The organism is Synechococcus sp. MU1655, assembly GCF_023630655.1.
GTDB lineage: Bacteria > Cyanobacteriota > Cyanobacteriia > PCC-6307 > Cyanobiaceae > Synechococcus_C.
This window is the reverse complement of the sequence record NZ_JAKUHK010000001.1, coordinates 13,874-31,965: the sequence shown is the minus strand read 5'-3', so window position 1 is coordinate 31,965 and position 18,092 is coordinate 13,874. Positions and strand designations below refer to the sequence as shown.

Annotated in this window: 19 protein-coding genes and 2 pseudogenes; 12 read left to right on the top strand and 9 right to left on the bottom strand. The window is 55.5% G+C overall.

Translation table 11 applies throughout. The features are described 5' to 3' along the window. The first annotated feature begins 137 nt into the window (after nucleotides 1-137). Genes NCN04_RS00180 through NCN04_RS00170 form a run of 3 tightly spaced genes read left to right on the top strand, consistent with a single transcriptional unit; the run spans nucleotide 138 to nucleotide 2,991 of the window. A complete protein-coding gene (locus tag NCN04_RS00180; protein ID WP_250394773.1) occupies nucleotides 138-782 on the top strand; it encodes a DUF2232 domain-containing protein in 645 nt (214 codons plus the stop codon). Continuing rightward, nucleotides 754-1,944, top strand: a complete 1,191-nt coding sequence (locus tag NCN04_RS00175; protein ID WP_250394774.1) for a nicotinate-nucleotide--dimethylbenzimidazole phosphoribosyltransferase — start codon at nucleotides 754-756, stop codon at nucleotides 1,942-1,944. The genes NCN04_RS00180 and NCN04_RS00175 overlap by 29 nt, the downstream gene beginning before the upstream one ends. 36 nt (nucleotides 1,945-1,980) lie before the next feature. Next, nucleotides 1,981-2,991, top strand: coding sequence for an ABC transporter substrate-binding protein (locus NCN04_RS00170; protein ID WP_250394775.1), 1,011 nt, complete (start codon nucleotides 1,981-1,983; stop codon nucleotides 2,989-2,991). Here the strand turns inward: NCN04_RS00170 and NCN04_RS00165 are convergent. Continuing rightward, the gene (locus NCN04_RS00165) at nucleotides 2,980-4,137 is read right to left on the bottom strand and encodes an aldo/keto reductase (protein ID WP_250394776.1); all 1,158 of its coding nucleotides are present in this window, start codon (nucleotides 4,135-4,137) and stop codon (nucleotides 2,980-2,982) included. The genes NCN04_RS00170 and NCN04_RS00165 overlap by 12 nt on opposite strands. Further along, nucleotides 4,134-4,727: a bifunctional nuclease family protein gene (locus tag NCN04_RS00160; protein ID WP_250394784.1), complete on the bottom strand. Its 594-nt coding sequence runs from the start codon at nucleotides 4,725-4,727 to the stop codon at nucleotides 4,134-4,136. The genes NCN04_RS00165 and NCN04_RS00160 overlap by 4 nt, the downstream gene beginning before the upstream one ends. Nucleotides 4,728-4,786: 59 nt before the next feature. Between NCN04_RS00160 and NCN04_RS00155 the strand changes: the two genes are divergently transcribed. Together NCN04_RS00155 and NCN04_RS00150 are read left to right on the top strand one after the other, a co-directional pair. After that, the gene (locus NCN04_RS00155) at nucleotides 4,787-5,449 is read left to right on the top strand and encodes a riboflavin synthase (RefSeq protein ID WP_250394777.1); all 663 of its coding nucleotides are present in this window, start codon (nucleotides 4,787-4,789) and stop codon (nucleotides 5,447-5,449) included. A gap of 86 nt (nucleotides 5,450-5,535) precedes the next feature. Further along, nucleotides 5,536-6,126: an HdeD family acid-resistance protein gene (locus NCN04_RS00150; RefSeq protein WP_048347035.1), complete on the top strand. Its 591-nt coding sequence runs from the start codon at nucleotides 5,536-5,538 to the stop codon at nucleotides 6,124-6,126. A gap of 49 nt (nucleotides 6,127-6,175) precedes the next feature. Here NCN04_RS00150 and NCN04_RS00145 read toward each other — a convergent pair whose 3' ends face one another. The 4 genes from NCN04_RS00145 to NCN04_RS00130 all read right to left on the bottom strand — a co-directional run bounded on the left by NCN04_RS00145 (nucleotide 6,176) and on the right by NCN04_RS00130 (nucleotide 9,764). Next, on the bottom strand, nucleotides 6,176-6,583 hold the full coding sequence (locus NCN04_RS00145; protein ID WP_048347036.1) for an AbrB family transcriptional regulator: 408 nt from the start codon (nucleotides 6,581-6,583) through the stop codon (nucleotides 6,176-6,178). Between the two features lie 96 nt (nucleotides 6,584-6,679). Continuing rightward, on the bottom strand, nucleotides 6,680-7,282 hold the full coding sequence (locus NCN04_RS00140) for a cytochrome c oxidase subunit 3 (protein WP_048348275.1): 603 nt from the start codon (nucleotides 7,280-7,282) through the stop codon (nucleotides 6,680-6,682). Beyond that, entirely contained in the window at nucleotides 7,279-8,943 is a 1,665-nt protein-coding gene (gene ctaD / locus NCN04_RS00135) for a cytochrome c oxidase subunit I (protein WP_250394778.1), read from the bottom strand. The genes NCN04_RS00140 and ctaD overlap by 4 nt, the downstream gene beginning before the upstream one ends. Beyond that, complete coding sequence (locus NCN04_RS00130) at nucleotides 8,940-9,764, bottom strand: cytochrome c oxidase subunit II (protein WP_250394779.1); 825 nt, start codon at nucleotides 9,762-9,764, stop codon at nucleotides 8,940-8,942. Before NCN04_RS00130 ends, ctaD begins: the two co-directional genes overlap by 4 nt. 229 nt (nucleotides 9,765-9,993) lie before the next feature. Here NCN04_RS00130 and NCN04_RS00125 point away from each other — a divergent pair, with 229 nt between their 5' ends. From NCN04_RS00125 to NCN04_RS00100, 6 genes are read left to right on the top strand one after another with little or no spacing between them, the layout of a single operon-like run. Beyond that, on the top strand, nucleotides 9,994-10,926 hold the full coding sequence (locus tag NCN04_RS00125) for a COX15/CtaA family protein (RefSeq protein WP_250394780.1): 933 nt from the start codon (nucleotides 9,994-9,996) through the stop codon (nucleotides 10,924-10,926). A gap of 19 nt (nucleotides 10,927-10,945) precedes the next feature. Next, a complete protein-coding gene (locus NCN04_RS00120; protein ID WP_371190307.1) occupies nucleotides 10,946-11,929 on the top strand; it encodes a heme o synthase in 984 nt (327 codons plus the stop codon). A 29-nt stretch (nucleotides 11,930-11,958) separates the two neighbouring features. Then, a complete protein-coding gene (locus tag NCN04_RS00115; RefSeq protein ID WP_250394781.1) occupies nucleotides 11,959-12,972 on the top strand; it encodes an ABC transporter ATP-binding protein in 1,014 nt (337 codons plus the stop codon). Nucleotides 12,973-13,012: 40 nt separating this feature from the next. Then, on the top strand, nucleotides 13,013-13,870 hold the full coding sequence (locus tag NCN04_RS00110) for an ABC transporter permease (RefSeq protein WP_048347042.1): 858 nt from the start codon (nucleotides 13,013-13,015) through the stop codon (nucleotides 13,868-13,870). Nucleotides 13,871-13,874: 4 nt separating this feature from the next. Continuing rightward, complete coding sequence (locus tag NCN04_RS00105; RefSeq protein ID WP_250394782.1) at nucleotides 13,875-14,324, top strand: hypothetical protein; 450 nt, start codon at nucleotides 13,875-13,877, stop codon at nucleotides 14,322-14,324. Nucleotides 14,325-14,330: 6 nt separating this feature from the next. Further along, a complete protein-coding gene (locus NCN04_RS00100) occupies nucleotides 14,331-15,032 on the top strand; it encodes an N-acetylmannosamine-6-phosphate 2-epimerase (RefSeq protein WP_250394783.1) in 702 nt (233 codons plus the stop codon). 220 nt (nucleotides 15,033-15,252) lie between these two features. Here the strand turns inward: NCN04_RS00100 and groEL are convergent. Continuing rightward, a pseudogene (gene groEL, locus NCN04_RS00095) lies at nucleotides 15,253-16,056 on the bottom strand (chaperonin GroEL); the annotation flags it as partial. Here groEL and NCN04_RS00090 point away from each other — a divergent pair. Beyond that, nucleotides 16,057-16,713 (top strand): annotated as a pseudogene (locus tag NCN04_RS00090) (TCP-1/cpn60 chaperonin family protein); the annotation flags it as partial. It lies immediately after the preceding pseudogene. Nucleotides 16,714-16,933: 220 nt separating this feature from the next. On the opposite strand, the gene NCN04_RS00085 reads toward NCN04_RS00090, so the two are convergent. Both NCN04_RS00085 and NCN04_RS00080 read right to left on the bottom strand, forming a co-directional pair. Next, nucleotides 16,934-17,635 carry an N-acetylmannosamine-6-phosphate 2-epimerase gene (locus tag NCN04_RS00085; protein ID WP_250394783.1) on the bottom strand — a complete coding sequence of 234 codons (702 nt, stop codon included), beginning with the start codon at nucleotides 17,633-17,635 and terminating at the stop codon, nucleotides 16,934-16,936. Between the two features lie 6 nt (nucleotides 17,636-17,641). Next, the gene (locus NCN04_RS00080) at nucleotides 17,642-18,091 is read right to left on the bottom strand and encodes a hypothetical protein (RefSeq protein ID WP_250394782.1); all 450 of its coding nucleotides are present in this window, start codon (nucleotides 18,089-18,091) and stop codon (nucleotides 17,642-17,644) included. Nucleotide 18,092 lies beyond the last annotated feature (1 nt).

The following is an 18,092-nucleotide window of genomic DNA, read 5'->3' as shown; positions in this document are numbered from 1 at the left end:
CCGGCGGAAAGTGTCACCGATGCCTTACGTCGCGCCGGAATTGGTTTCGAAGTCGAAACAATCGAGAAAATCCCTTCGATTCCAGCCTCCAAAGCAACCACCAGTGACAGCGCAAGCGCAGGGCAGCCCTAAACGCAATGGAACCACGCCTCAGCCGTCGACAAGCGCTGCGCATGATGGAGGCCTCTTACCTGGCGGCGGCGGCGGCCTTGATTTGGCTGGCTCTCTATTACTTGCCGATCGGTGGAGCCCTGTTCCGTCTTGCCCTTCCGCTGCCCCTAGCGCTGCTGCTGGTGCGCCGGGGCAGTCGCGCCGGGCTTGAGGGCGTCGTTGTGGCGATTTTGCTGCTGGTGGTGCTCATGGGTCCTCTGCGTGGGCCCCTGATGCTGTTTCCCTATGGATTGCTGTCGCTTTGGCTGGGGTGGTGCTGGCACAAAAAAGTGAGCTGGTGGATTAGCTGGGGGCTCGGGGTCGTCATTGGCGCCGCTGGATTTCTGGTGAGGGTCGTGGCGCTGTCCTTGATGGTGGGTGAGAACCTGTGGGTGGTGATTACAAGAGCCGGCGCCGGACTCCTCGATCGCGTCCTGGAGTTGATGCAGCTGCCCCTCGCCCCTGATCTGCTGTTGGTGCAAGCCATGGCAATCACTCTCGTCGTGGTTCAGCAGCTCGTTTACGTGCTGGCTCTCCACGCTTTGGCTTACTGGATCTTTCCCCGTCTCCAAGCTCCGATTCCTGAACCTCCCCCCCTGCTCCATGGCCTGGTCGCCCTCGACCCTCTTTGAGCTCCCAGCGGGATGCACTCGCCTTTCGGGCCGAGCATCCGAGTGTTGGGTGGGTGCCACTCACCGCTTTTGGTCCGACCCCAAACCTGCTCCGGATCTTTTATTGCTCCTGTCCTCCACTTTGACCGCCGAGGTGGAAGGCATCTCTGCAGCCGGTGCCACCTCTGAATCACGTCGCTACACAGCCATTGCTGACGCAGAGTTGCTTCTCTATGGGCCTTCCCATCGGCCTCACTGGCCTTTACCGCCTCTGCCCGCAGGCGTCTCGCCAGCGTTGATCAGTTGGGTTGCTGCGGAGGCCCTCCAGATTCAGCCCTGGGTGGGATCGATTGGACTGTCAAAGATGCCTCCCTTCGCTCATCTGCGTTTTGAGGATCCGCAGCTCGGTCCAGCCGAATGCCTTAGCTCCGGACACTCCATGACGCCGAAACGAGTCCTCCAGCTGCTCAACAAAGGCCAACGGTTCGGTAAGCGTTTGCGACACCCACTCGTCCTTGCCGAATGTGTCCCCGGAGGAACCACCACAGCGTTAGCCGTTCTTCGTGGTCTTGGACTACCCGCCAATGACCTGATCAGCGGAAGTGCCATCCATCCACCGATGGCCTTGAAACGACAACTTGTGCGTCAGGGGCTGCAATCCGCAGAGCTCAGCGCCATCCCCTCGGCGCAGGAGGTTCTAGCTGCCGTGGGAGATCCTTTTCAGGCCTTTGCAACCGGGTTACTGATTGGATCCCTCTCGAGCGGTGAACCCCTCCTCTTAGCTGGGGGAAGTCAGATGGCTGCCGTGCTGGCACTCGCCCTGAGCATGGTGTCGGCCCGAGAGCGCCGCTTGCTGTCCAATCAAGTGCTGATTGGCACAACGGCCTGGTTGGCTGGGGAAGTGCTGACGCCAACCGGAAACAAGCGCGCATCACTGGTCGAGCTGCTGGCATTAATGGAGGATCATTTCGCCGTTTCCATCTCTGCACTGGCGAGTGGTCTGCGCTTTCGCAACAGTCGACACCTCTCGCTGCGTGACTACGAGCTCGGTCATGTCAAAGAGGGGGTGGGTGCCGGTGGTCTTGCATTGCTGGCGCAGCTGCGTGGACTGTCTCTAGACCGCATCAGCCAAGACTGTGACAAGGCCATGGATCAATTGCTCGAATCCAAGCTCAAACCCTAGAAATCCCTAGGGAATCCAGCCCCGTAAGGTTTGAGAATGATCGGCCCATCTGCTCAGCCCGTTTCGTTTCGCAGGCGACAACTGCTTCAGGCCGGCTGCATAGCAAGCCTGTCATGGCTCGCCGGCTGTGCGCGATCCAATGGTTCACCTGTCTTGCGGGCCCCAACAAAGAGCCTGCCTGCACTGTGGCAAAAGCAACTCAAGTCTCCGTGGCGCATTACAGAGCTGAAAGCCATCAACGGCTCCGCACCCCCCTGGCTGTCATCCACCGATCTGCTCACGATTGGGGATGGTTGGTTATCGAGTCTCAACCCAAGATCGTTTCAAGCGATTGATGCCGCTCCTGTTCAAGCGCAATTAGGGCCTTCAGCAGATCAGTTTCTCTCTGAATTGCCTACAGCCTGGAAAGGCAAAATTTTGCCTGTGGGCGTCAGCCCCTGGGTAATGCTTTTTCGAGGAGAACCAGCCCTTCAAAAGCAAGCAGCCAACAGCTGGAAGGTGTTGCTGGATCCAGATTTCAAAGGCAAAGTCCTCTTACCGTCGAGCCCACGACTGGTGATGTCGCTTGCAGCGCACATGGAGACCCCTGATGCGCTGCGCCGCCTCAGACAGGCAGCCATCAGTTTTGATGATCGACATGCCCTCAACTGGTTGCTGCAAGGGGATGCACAGGTAGCTGTCCTGCCTCTGCAACGGTGCATGGGAGCGCTCCTTCGAGACCAAAGGCTGCATGCTGTGCTGCCTGAGAACGGTGCGCCTCTGAACTGGACTCTGATGCTGCGCCCAAGCTCAAGCAAAGAGCCCTTACCGCAAGCCTGGGTCGAAAAAGCCTGGGAAGAACCACTGCTCAGTCGGTTGCTCTCTGCAGGATGGGTCCCCCCCTTGGCTCGCTCAGATGTCAGCACTGCAATGTCGCGGGTGCCAAAAAGGCTTCGTTCCCTCGTCCTTCCTTCCAACGAGATCTGGGAGCGCTGCTGGAATCTTGCCCCTCTGGATCCGTCAGAGCAGGACGGTCTGAAAGCCAAGTGGAAGGACTTAGCCCCATAGACGTCGTCGAGGGGCCGCAGCCAAAAGCTGATGGGTCTCCGCCAACAGATCAGGAATCGCCAGTTGATGGGGACATCGGGGAAGGCAATCCCCACAGGTCTCACAGCCTTCGGCATTGACCTCCTCCCACCAGTGGCCAGCGCGCCCAATCAAGTTGTAACGCTCTTCCGTGAACTCCTTAAGGTGATGACCGAGCCTCAGGTTGCGCAGTCGCAGCAGCTCAGGGATGGGAACCTCCTGCGGACAGGGGAGACAGGCTCTGCATTGATGGCAAAGCGTTTCACCAAGCCGCTGTTGACGCAAACGTTCCAAACGGGTCAAAGCGGTCTGTTCTGCAGGGGTGAGAGCCCCATCGCTGCTGGCCATGGAGGCTGCAAGGTTGAGATCGGCCGGGCTGTTGGCCCCGACCATCAGGGTGCTTATCCCAGCAGCCAAGAGGTAGCGGTAAGCCAGAGCCAAGGGTTCCCAGGGCTGGCAATCTGCCCTTAGCAATGAGCTTGGTGCTTGCAAGCGTCCACCCTTATCCGCAGGGGAGATCGCCATGACTCCCATTCCTGCACCGAGCGCTTGCAATGCCAAGGGGAGCCTTGCTGGATCCAAGAGATGCAGATGGAGGCTGCAGAACTGAAAGCGACCAGTTGAGATCGCACGAGCGATCAGTGAATTAGGGCCATGGCTACTGAAACCAACTTGACCCACAAGCCCAGATCTAAGGGCCCATTCCAAAAGCCTGGCTCCATCCCCGTCGATCGCCCAATGCAGGTGGTCCTCGCGGTTTAGACCATGGACCGCCAGGCCATGAAGGAAGGGGCGTCCCAACCGTTCCAGGCACGCAGATAAGGCGCGTTTCCCTTGTTCCAAAGAGAGCCCTGGAAGGAGTTTGCTGATGATTAACCATCCCCCCTCAGGGGCAATCCCTTCTCGAGCCAACTGATCTAAGGACTGCCCCAAAAAGGTTTCAGCAGGGCCATAGGCGGGTGCCGTCTCGAGGTGGTTGATCCCAGCGGCATGGGCGGCCCGCACAACGGCAACCATTTGCTCGCGGTCTTTCAAAGCACGCATCGTCCCCAGCGTGAACAAGCTCACTTCCGGACCCGCGCCAAAGGCGCGACGAACCCCAACACCAGCCAAAGGCTCTGTTGTCATTGCGAAGTGTCGTCATCCGTTTCTTCGTCCTTGGGATGTCTGGACTGAAGGTGGCGAACCATGGCTGCAGGACTTATCTCATCTAAAAATCGACGAAACTCGTTTCGATCCTCTGCATCCGCTTCAGCATCCACCGCGATCGAGGCCTCAGCGACCACTTCCTCCAACATCCAAATGCTGCTGCCTGTACGGATGGCAAGCGCAATGGCATCACTGGGCCTGGCATCAATATCGAGGAGCTCTTCTCTCACCTCGTTCTCTTCAAGCGGCTCAACGTCTGAAGGGTCTTCGATCTCGTCGCTTGGCTCGTCATGACTGAGTTTCAAGACAGCGCGAAAGGTGCTGTCTTCAATCGCATGAATGATGACCCGTTCAAGATGAAGGTCACCAGCTGCCAACAAGCGCACCATCAAGTCATGGCTTAAGGGGCGAGGAGATGGCTCTCCATTCAATCCAGCCATGATGTTGTGTGCCTGGGCCTGATCGATCCAGATCGGCACTTGTCGCCGTCGCGATGGATCTCGAAGCAACACGATCGGACTTCGGCTCGCGGCATCCAGCGCAATCCCGATCACGCTCATTTCAACCATCGACGGCTCTCCCCCCCCTTCCTCGATTATGACCAGGGAACTCACGCTGAATGCACAGCATGTTCACAGGTCTGGTGCAAGCTGTTGGGCGGATTGAGCGACGCGGCAGTGGCCTTGTGGTGAGTGGCTGCTCTCCGTTCGCTCCCCTTCAGCTGGGAGACAGCGTTGCTGTAGATGGGGTTTGTCTGACGGTGGCGGAACTGGTCGGTGATGGGTTTCTCGCCAATGTCAGCGAGGAAACGCTGCAACGCAGCACCCTCGGACGCAAGGCCTCTACAGGTGGTTCAGTCAATTTAGAGCCAGCCCTGCGCTTGTCCGATCGCCTTGGCGGACATCTCGTGAGTGGTCATGTGGACAGCATCGGCGAGGTGGTGGCCATCGAAGCCCTAAGCCAATCATGGAACCTCGAGCTGCGCTGGCGAGATGCCGCCTATGGCCGGTACATCTGTGAAAAAGCCAGTGTTGCCGTCAATGGCATCAGCCTCACAGTCGCTGGGTGCTCTGATACTGGTGCGCGATTTTGGATCGCCGTGATTCCACACACCTGGATGGCCACAGCATTGCGCGATCTCGCAGCAGGGGATGAGGTGAATTTAGAAATCGATCTTCTCGCTCGATATACGGAACGCTTGCTCGGCCACGCGCGCGAGGGAGCTTCAACCGCCCCGAAGAACGAGGCGTCTCTGAGCTCTGAATGGCTCGCCTCTCACGGTTGGAGCTGACGGTTGGAGCTGAGGGAACATCACAAAAACGGGACAGATCTTGGGGGAATCAATACCTTTCGAGAGTTGTCTCTTTTACAAATTTCATGACCATGGACGATCGTCCCGATTCCATCGGGACTTTTCAAGCTTTCGCCATCGCGGAAGGGATTCTGCTGATCATCTTGGGCGTCCTGGCCCTGATCTTTCCAGTGCTGGCCTCCGTATGGGTCACTGGTGTGATCGCCGTTGTCTTTCTCGTTGGAGGTGTGGTTGGTTGGATCAGCAATCTTGCCCGCTCCAAACGCATGGGGCGCTGGATTTGCTTCTGGCGATTAGTTGTATCAACCCTGTTCATCGTTGCGGGTGCTTCGATGATCAGCAATTTCCGAAGTCCTGCAGACGCCGCTGGCCAGGTGGCAGCACTTTCGCTCGCGATTGGAATCGTCTTTCTAGTGGAGGGTGTTGTTGCCTTTTTCAACGGTCTGTCTCACAGCAACCGTCCTGGAGCGGGCTGGGCCATTGCCAATGGCGTCATCACCTTCATCCTTGGCCTGCTGATCGTGACGCTGAAGTTCTGGGGCTTGCTGTGGGTACTCGGCGTGCTTGTAGGCATCAGTTTCCTGTTCAGCGGCATTGATCTGATTGCCCTGAGCTCAACCATTCCCAAGGATCAAGACCCACCAGCTGCTGCTTGATCAACTCGCAGTCAGTGTCTTAAGACCAGTCGTCTCAAGGGCCCGGGGCTCAACCTGGGTCCTTTGTTGTGTCTTGATCCTGCTCTGAGCTCACCCCTGAGACCTTGAGCTCTTGGTTATTCATCGGAAGCAACCAGATGGAACGAGAGTCTTGACGCAACTCAATTCGAAACTCTTGGCCAGGTTCTAAGCCAAGGCGACGGGTGTAGGCATGACCAATGAGCAGATTTCCATTCCCATGAACCCGGGTCTTGAAATCAGCTTGGCGACCTCTGGTTCCACCACCGGAACTGGAAGAGGGGAGTTTGTATCCCTTCGCTTCCACCAAGGCTTTGTAAAAGCCTTTACGCAGAACGCGACCACTGGGACCGACATAGCCGCATCCCCTCGCAATTTCATCTTCAGAGCGATTGCTGAGTGACCGGGCCCTGTTCAGCAATTCCTGGCCAGTGAGCATTTAACTCAAGAAATTTGTTTTAATTCTGGCCATGACTCTCATACGAAGCAACAAAAGTATCGAAATAAGATTGAATCCATGACAAGCCAAGCTCGCTCAGATGAGATAGAGAATCACAAATAAGACCACCCAGATGCCATCAACGAAGTGCCAATAGAGCTCTGCCGCTTCAAGGGGGAAGTGGTTGTCTGCCGTGACTCGCCCTTGAGGGGTACGACACTGCCACCACACAATCAGAATCATCAGGGCACCCAGGGTCACATGTAGACCGTGGAAGCCAGTGAGAGCATAGAAAGTGCTGGCATAAAGATTGTCAGTCAACCCAAATGGCAAGGTGAAATACTCCACCATCTGACTCACCAAAAAGGCCAAGCCCAGACTTGCCGTGAGCAGTAACCAGCGCCTGCAGCGTTGCATCTCACTTCGGCGCAGATTGACACCAGCACGATGGAAGGTGGCACTACTGACAAGCAAAAGAATGGTGTTCAGCGTTGGAAGCGGAAGCTCCAACTCGTATACAGCATCAGGAAGGAGAGGGTTAACAGCCTTAAACGTGAGATAGGCCGCGAAAAAGCCTGCAAATGTCATCGCATCAGCCACCAAAAAGGTGGCCAGGCCAAACATGCGATGGTCGGGATGGCTTTCTTCGTGATGGTCCTGGATTTCAACCGCTTGGTCTTGAGGGGATAGGGAGGTCATCGGCCGTTGCTCCATACATCGCTGCCACTGGCATCTTTCAAGTCGATCTGGTCTGCAGGAATTCCGTATCCATAGGGGTGAGTGACCAAGGGAGGCTCACCTTTCCAGTTCTCTACAGGAGGAGGAGAGGTGGTCAACCATTCAGGGGTCAAGGCCCGCCAAGGGTTATCTCCAGCAATCTGGCCTGAGCGTGCACTCGCGAACACGTTCCAGAGAAAGGGCAAGGTGCTCAGGGCCATCAGCAAGGCGCCAACACTGCTGATCTGATTCACCAACGCAAATTGCGGATCGTATTCAGCCACACGCCTGGGCATGCCGTTGAGGCCAAGCCAATGCTGTGGGGCGAAGCAAAGATTGAATCCAATAAACGTCAACAAGAAATGAAAACGTCCAACATTTTCATTAAGCATCCTCCCCGTCACTTTTGGGAACCAGTGATAGATCGACGCGAAGATCACAAAAACCGAACCTCCATAAACGATGTAATGGAAGTGAGCGACGACAAAGTAGGTGTCGTGAACATGGACATCAAAAGGCACTTGAGCAAGCGCCACACCAGTAATTCCACCCAAAACAAAGTTGACGATAAAACCACAGGAGAAGAGAACAGCACTATTAAGACTAATTTTTCCTCCCCACAACGTGGCTAACCAATTAAAGAATTTGATACCTGTGGGAACAGCAATAAAGGCCGTTGCAATTGTGAAAAATAAGCGCATCCATGGAGGCGTGCCGCTTGTAAACATGTGATGGGCCCAAACAACAAGCCCAAGAACAACGATCGCCATGATCGAATACACCATTGTGGTGTACCCAAAAAGAGGCTTCCGGCAATGAATCGGAAGGATTTCACTCACCAATCCAAACGCCGGCAACACCATGATGTAAACAGCTGGGTGAGAGTAAAACCAGAAGAGGTGTTGATAAACAACGACATTTCCACCCATTCCTGGATTAAAGAATCCAGTATGAGCAACAATATCGAAGCTCAGAAGAATCAAAGTCCCGGCAAGAACGGGTGTCGACAGAACGACAAGAATGCTCGTTCCAAGCATGGCCCAGCAATACATCGGCAGTTGCATCAGCTTCAAGCCAGGCCGTCGCAATTTCAAAATGGTGGCAATAAAGTTAATTCCACCAAAGATTGAGCTTCCACCTAACAATAAAACGCTCAGAATCCAAATGATCTGACCTGTGGCAGGAGTCGTCAGACTGAGAGGCGGATAGGCTGTCCAACCTGACTGCGCCGCACCAGTAATAAAGTAACTGGCAACAAGCAGTAACCCAGCAGGTGGAATCAACCAGAAAGCAACAGCATTTAGCCTTGGGAAAGCCATGTCCCTGGCTCCGACATAAAACGGAATCAGATAATTACCAAAAGCACCATTAACCACCGGGACGATCCAAAGAAAGATCATCACGGTGCCGTGCAAAGTCAGCACCTGATTGTAAACATCCCGGGGCATGAAATCAGCTACCGGACTGGTTAGTTCTGTACGAATCGCTCCAGCAAGGGCACCACCAATAAGGTAAAAAGCAAAGCCACAAACCAGATATTGAAGTCCGATCACTTTGTGATCAACGCTAAAGCTGAGATAGCGAAGCCAGCCAGTGGGTTGCAATGAGGGGGGTTTACTTTGTTGCGGAAGAGTGAGTGTCATGCCTCAGATACAGGGAGCTTGCGATTGGCTTGGAACCAGGCGTCGTAATCGTCGGCAGACTCAACCACCACCGTGGAGCGCATACCACCGTGATAAGGCCCACACAGTTCAGCGCAAACCACTGGATAACGCCCTGGGCGAGTGGGAGTGAAGTTAAGCAATGTTGGCTGACCAGGAATGATGTCCTGCTTGAGCCTGAATTCTGGAACCCAGAATGCGTGGATCACATCTTTAGCCTCCATTTTTAGTGAGATAGGTCGTCCTGATGGCACATGCAGTTCTCCAGAAATAATGTCCCCATCGGGGTAATGGAACAGGAATGCAAATTGCATCGCCGTAACCTCAACTGGAAGTGGCGCTATCGCCATTTCAGAACTGGCTTGCATCGCCCCTGCCGTGCCAATACCTCCCCAAACCCTCTCTTGAGTGGCTTGAGAATCACCATGCCCCCCATGAGCAAGGGGAACCATTCCCCCCATACGTTCGTAGATGTCGTAGCTGAATAAACCCACAAACAACACAACAATCGCGGGCACAGCGGTCCAAAAAATCTCAAGTGGCAAATTGCCTTCGAGTGCTATCCCATCACCAATTTGTCCAGCTTTGCGGCGGAAGCGCACAAGGCTGAACAGCACCAACCCAACGATTCCTACAAACAAAATCGTTCCGATGCTGAACAGAACACGAAACAGCTCGTCGTAAATGGGTGCATTGACGCTGGCATCAACAGGAAGAAGGTTGATGTTTTGGCCAATCCACAATCCACCCAGCACAAGGATCATTCCCAGCACAAGAGTGAGAATTGCCGAGGGGATAGGCACGAAACTCCTGATACATGTGTCAACAGACTATGGAGATCCCAGGCCTTCTTCATGCCGTGATTGTTAAAGCAGCCTGAAGTTCCTACTAACACAGCTGTTTCAAGGCGTTGTTGTCAGCAAAGGGAGATGTTGGCGACCTTGAAAATGTTGGAGACCTGTAAATAGCGTGCCGTTTGAGATCAGATCGCTAGTTTCCAAAAACAAACCATGCGGTTAGGAGGAACAGTCGTTGACCTCATCGACAACAGTTCCGATTCGTTGGCGTCTGGCCCAGCTCGCTGCTCACCTGGTCGTGGCTCTGATCGCCCTGGTGGTGATTGGAGGGGCAACCCGTGTCATGGAGGCAGGGCTGGCCTGTCCTGATTGGCCCCTTTGTTATGGAAGCCTGCTGCCTGGGCGCCAGATGAATCTCAAGGTGTTCTTGGAGTGGTTCCACCGCCTGGATGCCTTTGTTGTGGGCATTGCACTGCTCGTCCAACTGAGTGCCACCTGGTTCTGGAGGAAGGACTTGCCCCGTTGGTTGCTGCCTCTGTCGTTCCTATTGGTTCTGTTGGTTGTTCTTCAAGGAGGCCTCGGGGCTCTGACCGTGCTGCAACTGCTCCCCTCCGCAGTGGTGACGGCCCATCTCGTCCTGGCTCTCACCCTGGTCATTGTGATGAGCGCACTCACACAAAGGCTGCTTCATCAAGGGTCCAAAGAATCTGCCGCCCCTCGCTGGTGGCCCTGGTTCGGCGGAATCAGCCTTGCGGCCGTGTCAGGCCAATGCCTACTAGGCGGACGGATGGCGACCTCATGGGCGGCCCAACGGTGCTTACAGGAGGGTCAGTCCTGCCAATGGCTTCATTGGCATCGCAGTGCTGCAACCCCAGCAGCCATCTGCGTGTTGCTGTTCGTTGCGACAGCTCTGATCGCCGGCGGCTGGGCTCGTCAGCAATGGCCCCTCCTCATCACAGCCACTCTCCTGGTCTCAATGCAGATCGCTTTGGGTGTTTTCACCTTGCGACTTGGTCTAAGTCAGCCCGCGGTGACGGTGTGCCATCAACTCGTGGCCTGTCTGCTCGTGGCCGTCCTCGCGGCTCTCACTTGGAGACGCCCGTCCGCACCCGACTCCCTTCTCACGATCGCTCGCGATTCTTCAACCCTGGAGCCCTGTCATGGCTAGTTCAGCTTCCGTTGCTCCAATGCCCCCCACCCTCACCAGAGAGGAGGTGGTGCCATCTCGCAAGAGAATCAAACTCCCCCCCTGGCTTGAGGTTGCCAAACCACGGCTGATCCCACTTCTCCTCGCAACCACCTTGGGAGGAATGGCTCTTACCGAAGGCTGGCCACTCTCCTCACCAAGGCTGGCTTGCACCCTTGGCGGTGGTGCTTTAGCAGCAGCGGCAGCAGGAGTTCTCAACTGTTTGTGGGAGCAGGAGCTGGATGGACGCATGCTGCGAACAAGCGGTCGAGCCCTTCCCTCAGGACGGTTGTCACCATCCGCGGCTTTTGTTGGCGCGGTGTCCTGCACGCTGGCTGCAGCAGCTCTTCTGGTCAGTGGGGTGAATTGCCTTGCAGCTGGACTGTCTCTCCTAGGACTCTGTAGTTATGTGCTGCTTTACACCGCGCTGCTTAAGCCCCGCACCACACAAAATATTGTGGTTGGCGGCGTTGCTGGCGCCATCCCACCCCTGGTTGGAGCAGCTGCAGCAACAGGCCATATAGGCCTGGGTGGATGGTGGCTGTTCGCACTTGTGATGGTGTGGACTCCAGCCCATTTCTGGGCACTAGCCCTGCTTTTGCATGACGACTATCGGGCCGTTGGGATTCCGATGCTTCCAGTCGTCAAGGGACCTTTGGTGACCACGAGGGCGATCAGACGCTACGGATGGGCAACCATCTTGCTGAGCTTTTTAGGGACCTGGGCCCTACCGGAAGGTGGCGCCTTATACGGTCTGTTGATCCTTCCCTTCAACGGTCGCCTTTTGCAGATGGTGGAACGTCTGGCTGCTGAACCAAACAATCAAGATCGAGCCAAGGGATTATTCCGATGGTCAATTCTTTATCTGTTTGGAATCTGTCTCTTGCTTGTCATGAGCCGAATGCCTGGTTCTGCTCAATTTGATCTGCAAGTGAGGGCAGTCCTCAACATCCTTGCGGGCGGCTTTCTTCCTGCCGCTTCCTAGATTCTTTATCCACGCTTTTGGTCGGTTTCATGTCCCTGATCGTGCTCGATCACCTGGAAAAGTCTTACGGGACGATTTCAGCGCTCAGGGATTTGAGCTTGCAAGTCCCTGAAGGGTGTCTTTATGGCCTGCTGGGTCCCAATGGTGCTGGAAAAACGACAACTCTGAGAATTCTTGCCACTCTCTTGGCTCCAGATCTTGGCGATGTCCGCATTGCTGGCCTGGATGCCTTGAAAGACCAACGGGACGTTCGACGCCTCATTGGTTATGTCGCTCAAGAGGTAGCGATTGACAAGATCCTCACAGGTCGAGAGCTCCTTGAACTTCAAGGTGACCTTTATCACTTAAATCCAAAGCAAAGAAACCAACGGATCGACGAACTGATCGAGATGTTGGGCATGGATCCTTGGATCGACCGTCGATGTGGCACCTATTCAGGAGGGATGCGTCGTCGACTTGATTTAGCAGCAGGTCTCCTACATCGTCCCCAACTCCTCATCCTCGATGAACCCACGGTCGGACTTGACATCGAAAGTCGAGCTGTGATCTGGAACGTGCTTCGTGACTTAAGAGATCAAGGAACAACGGTCTTGCTCAGCACCCATTACCTCGAGGAAGTGGAAGCACTCGCCGATCGAATGGCGATCATTGATGCCGGAACAGTGATTGCTGAGGGCACCCCTAACGAACTCAAGACTCGTCTTGGAGGGGATCGCGTCACCTTGCGTGTGCGTGAATTCAGCAATGAGCAGGAAGCAGAGACGATTCGCGACTTGCTTCAACCCCTTGATGGCGTCCAAAACATTGTGATTAATCGCTCTCAAGGCCACTCCCTCAATCTGGTGGTGGATGGAGAACAGGTCCTCCCTCGCCTTCGCCTGTGTCTGGAAGAAGCAGGACTTCCCGTGTTTGCCCTTGCACAAAGCAGGCCAAGTCTTGACGATGTTTACCTTCAGGCCACAGGCCGCACCCTGATGGATGCCGAGCTGGCCACAGCCGGTCAGCGTGATCAAAAGCAAGAGCGCAAACAAGCCATGCGGTAACGACCTGCTTTCACCCCCCGATCTTCATCAGTGCGCCCCCATGACCACTCCCCATCTCCAGATCGATGCCAATGAAGCACCCTCCCGAGGAGCGGTGACGGAGCTCATCCAGGAAACGACAGCTTTAACGCGTCGCCTGTTCGTGCAGCTCAAGCGTCGTCCCTCCACGCTGATTGCCGGTGTTCTGCAGCCCCTGATCTGGTTGATTTTATTTGGAGCTCTTTTCTCCAACGCTCCAGAGGGGCTGTTGCCAGGCGGCATGAGCTACGGGCGATTTCTCGGTGCTGGAGTGATTGTGTTCACAGCATTCAGCGGTGCACTCAATGCGGGACTTCCGGTCATGTTTGACCGCGAATTTGGATTTCTCAACCGACTTCTCGTTGCGCCATTAAGAAGTCGAAGTTCCATTGTCTTCGCTTCAGTGATCTACATCACCACATTGAGCCTCGTGCAGAGTTTGGCGATCATGCTCACAGCGGCATTACTTGGATATGGATGGCCTGGAGCTGGCGGGCTCCTGCTCGTTCTGTTCACCCTGCTGTTGTTGGTATTTGCCGTTACGGCCTTAAGTCTGGGTTTGGCCTTTGCCTTACCTGGTCACATTGAGTTGATTGCAGTGATTTTTGTCGCCAATCTTCCTCTGCTCTTTGCCAGCACCGCATTGGCGCCTCTGAGCTTTATGCCTGGGTGGATGGGCTGGCTAGCGGCCCTAAATCCCCTTACCTTCGCGATAGAACCAATTCGAGCGGCCTATGCAGGCCCTCTCGATCTTTCGCTGGTTCTCTTGGACGCACCCTATGGCTCCGTTACAGGTCAGACCTGCTTGTTGGTCTTGACCGTACTCACCGTGGGGCTGTTTCTCCTCATCAGACCACTGCTCAATCGCAAACTCTCTTGATTCCGTGTCCGTCTCTTCGTTTCAGCCCCTGAACCCGCGCCAACTGGACCTGCAACGTCGCCTGCTGCTTGCCAATGAATTAAGAGAAACATCGCTCATCGCCCAATTAGAGCTGCAGTGGGTGCATCGCTATGGGGTGACCTCTCTGCCCAAACGAACGACTGAAGCCTCCCAAGACTCTCTCCCATCTCCTAAGAATTCAGAGGAGGGTTCAAAGAGCCAAGGTCTCTCACTCGTCAGCAATCCAATGGTCGAAACAGAGAAGCGGGCCTTACACGTGGCCCCCCTCCCGAGTGACTCCAAGGATGATGAGACTGAGGTCATTGAAGACCTAGCGGATCGTTCTTCCAATCCGCCACTCGCAATCGCACCTCCTCCGATTGCACGCGGTGCTCAACGCTTTCGTCGCTGGATGGTTGCGTCCTCAGCAGACCAAGATCTACAGGCATCCTGAAGGACCATGCCCATTCCATCCCGCTCCCAACTTAAGGGTGGCTTGATCGTGTCCGTTCAGGCTCCGGAAGGATCACCCATGCGCCATCCCGATGTGATTGCAGCCATGGCTGAAGCCAGCCTTCGCAACGGAGCGACGGGTGTGCGACTCGAGAGCCCAGAGCACATTGGAGCGGTGCGAAATCGCTGTCCTGACGCCCTGATCATTGGGCTCTGGAAGCGCTCATTTCCTGATAGCTCTGTCTACATCACACCTCGATGGGACGACATCCAAACGGTCTGGGCAGCCGGTGCTGACGTCATCGCCCTCGATGCCACAGCTCGCCAAAGGCCAGAAAAGGAAGACCTTGCAGAACTTATTCAACGGTCTAAGGAGGACCTAGGGGCACCACTCATGGCCGATGTGGACTCAATCGACAACGGACTGATCGCGGCATCACTGGGATGCGAGTGGGTGGGCACCACCCTGTATGGATACACAGAGCAAACATCACAACAATCTCCTCCTGGCTACAGCTTGATCTCTCCCTTAAGGGATCAACTTCCCGACCATGTGACTTTGATTTGCGAGGGTGGAATCAAGTCGCCAACTTCGGCTCTCCAGGCCCTTGAGCACGGCGCCGATCTTGTTGTTGTTGGCACGGCGATTACGGGCGTTGATCTGCAAGTGGCCGATTACCTCAGGACCTTGAAGAGGCAAAGTGGATGAGTCTCGCAAGACTCAGGCATGTTGCTAAAATTTGCTTTTCCTGTTGTCCTCAGCGGAGCTTTCTTCGGTCTGCCAATCGCAGGATTGCCGATGACAGAACTTCAGGCCCTGAATCGAGAGTTAGGGAGATTGTGCAACGCACCTCCCCGAGAAGCTTTATCGGTGTGTCGTATCCACGCGCGACTAGTGGGATCCCTTTAAGGGGACCCCATTAGCGGGATTACATCATTCCCATGCCGCCCATGCCGCCCATGGGGTCCATACCACCCATGCCGCCCATGGGGTCACCACCTCCAGCGCCTGCAGGCGCTGGAGGTTCAGGTTTATCTGCCACCACAACTTCCGTGGTTACGACCAGAGATGCAATCGAGACCGCATCCTGAAGCGCAAGACGAACCACCTTGGATGCGTCCAGAATCCCGGCACTCATCAGGTCTTCAAAGTTTCCAGTGAGAGCGTTGAATCCCTCTCCGCTATTGCGGACGCGATCCACCACCACATCACCGTTAGAACCTGCATTTTCAGCGATCTGACGCAGGGGAGCGCTCAGGGCACGCTGAACGATTTCCACTCCAGTCTTTTGATCACCTTCCAACCCAGAGGTCAGAGAATCGAGTTCTGATGCGATGTGCAGAAGGGTGGATCCACCTCCAGCAACAATGCCTTCCTCCACAGCTGCACGGGTGGCATTAAGGGCGTCCTCAATGCGTAGCTTCCGGTTTTTGAGCTCCGTCTCTGTTGGGGCGCCAACCTTGATAACAGCCACGCCTCCAGCGAGCTTGGCAATGCGCTCGTTGAGTTTCTCTTGGTCATACTCCGAATCAGTGTTCTCGAGCTCGCGCCTAATTGAGGCAACGCGGGCACTGACGGCGTCTTTGCTGTCATCGCTGGCCACGATCGTGGTGCTGTCCTTGCTGATCGTGATCCGGCGTGCCCGTCCCAAGTCGTCCATCGTCACCTTGTCGAGGGTCATCGCCCTGTCTTCACTGATGACCTGACCACCTGTCAGCACAGCGATGACAGCAAAGACGCCGTCAGTGCCCGCGTTGCCTCAATTAGGCGCGAGCTCGAGAACACTGATTCGGAGTATGACCAAGAGAAACTCAACGAGCGCATTGCCAAGCTCGCTGGAGGCGTGGCTGTTATCAAGGTTGGCGCCCCAACAGAGACGGAGCTCAAAAACCGGAAGCTACGCATTGAGGACGCCCTTAATGCCACCCGTGCAGCTGTGGAGGAAGGCATTGTTGCTGGAGGTGGATCCACCCTTCTGCACATCGCATCAGAACTCGATTCTCTGACCTCTGGGTTGGAAGGTGATCAAAAGACTGGAGTGGAAATCGTTCAGCGTGCCCTGAGCGCTCCCCTGCGTCAGATCGCTGAAAATGCAGGTTCTAACGGTGATGTGGTGGTGGATCGCGTCCGCAATAGCGGAGAGGGATTCAACGCTCTCACTGGAAACTTTGAAGACCTGATGAGTGCCGGGATTCTGGACGCATCCAAGGTGGTTCGTCTTGCGCTTCAGGATGCGGTCTCGATTGCATCTCTGGTCGTAACCACGGAAGTTGTGGTGGCAGATAAACCTGAACCTCCAGCGCCTGCAGGCGCTGGAGGTGGTGACCCCATGGGCGGCATGGGTGGTATGGACCCCATGGGCGGCATGGGCGGCATGGGAATGATGTAATCCCGCTAATGGGGTCCCCTTAAAGGGATCCCACTAGTCGCGCGTGGATACGACACACCGATAAAGCTTCTCGGGGAGGTGCGTTGCACAATCTCCCTAACTCTCGATTCAGGGCCTGAAGTTCTGTCATCGGCAATCCTGCGATTGGCAGACCGAAGAAAGCTCCGCTGAGGACAACAGGAAAAGCAAATTTTAGCAACATGCCTGAGTCTTGCGAGACTCATCCACTTTGCCTCTTCAAGGTCCTGAGGTAATCGGCCACTTGCAGATCAACGCCCGTAATCGCCGTGCCAACAACAACAAGATCGGCGCCGTGCTCAAGGGCCTGGAGAGCCGAAGTTGGCGACTTGATTCCACCCTCGCAAATCAAAGTCACATGGTCGGGAAGTTGATCCCTTAAGGGAGAGATCAAGCTGTAGCCAGGAGGAGATTGTTGTGATGTTTGCTCTGTGTATCCATACAGGGTGGTGCCCACCCACTCGCATCCCAGTGATGCCGCGATCAGTCCGTTGTCGATTGAGTCCACATCGGCCATGAGTGGTGCCCCTAGGTCCTCCTTAGACCGTTGAATAAGTTCTGCAAGGTCTTCCTTTTCTGGCCTTTGGCGAGCTGTGGCATCGAGGGCGATGACGTCAGCACCGGCTGCCCAGACCGTTTGGATGTCGTCCCATCGAGGTGTGATGTAGACAGAGCTATCAGGAAATGAGCGCTTCCAGAGCCCAATGATCAGGGCGTCAGGACAGCGATTTCGCACCGCTCCAATGTGCTCTGGGCTCTCGAGTCGCACACCCGTCGCTCCGTTGCGAAGGCTGGCTTCAGCCATGGCTGCAATCACATCGGGATGGCGCATGGGTGATCCTTCCGGAGCCTGAACGGACACGATCAAGCCACCCTTAAGTTGGGAGCGGGATGGAATGGGCATGGTCCTTCAGGATGCCTGTAGATCTTGGTCTGCTGAGGACGCAACCATCCAGCGACGAAAGCGTTGAGCACCGCGTGCAATCGGAGGAGGTGCGATTGCGAGTGGCGGATTGGAAGAACGATCCGCTAGGTCTTCAATGACCTCAGTCTCATCATCCTTGGAGTCACTCGGGAGGGGGGCCACGTGTAAGGCCCGCTTCTCTGTTTCGACCATTGGATTGCTGACGAGTGAGAGACCTTGGCTCTTTGAACCCTCCTCTGAATTCTTAGGAGATGGGAGAGAGTCTTGGGAGGCTTCAGTCGTTCGTTTGGGCAGAGAGGTCACCCCATAGCGATGCACCCACTGCAGCTCTAATTGGGCGATGAGCGATGTTTCTCTTAATTCATTGGCAAGCAGCAGGCGACGTTGCAGGTCCAGTTGGCGCGGGTTCAGGGGCTGAAACGAAGAGACGGACACG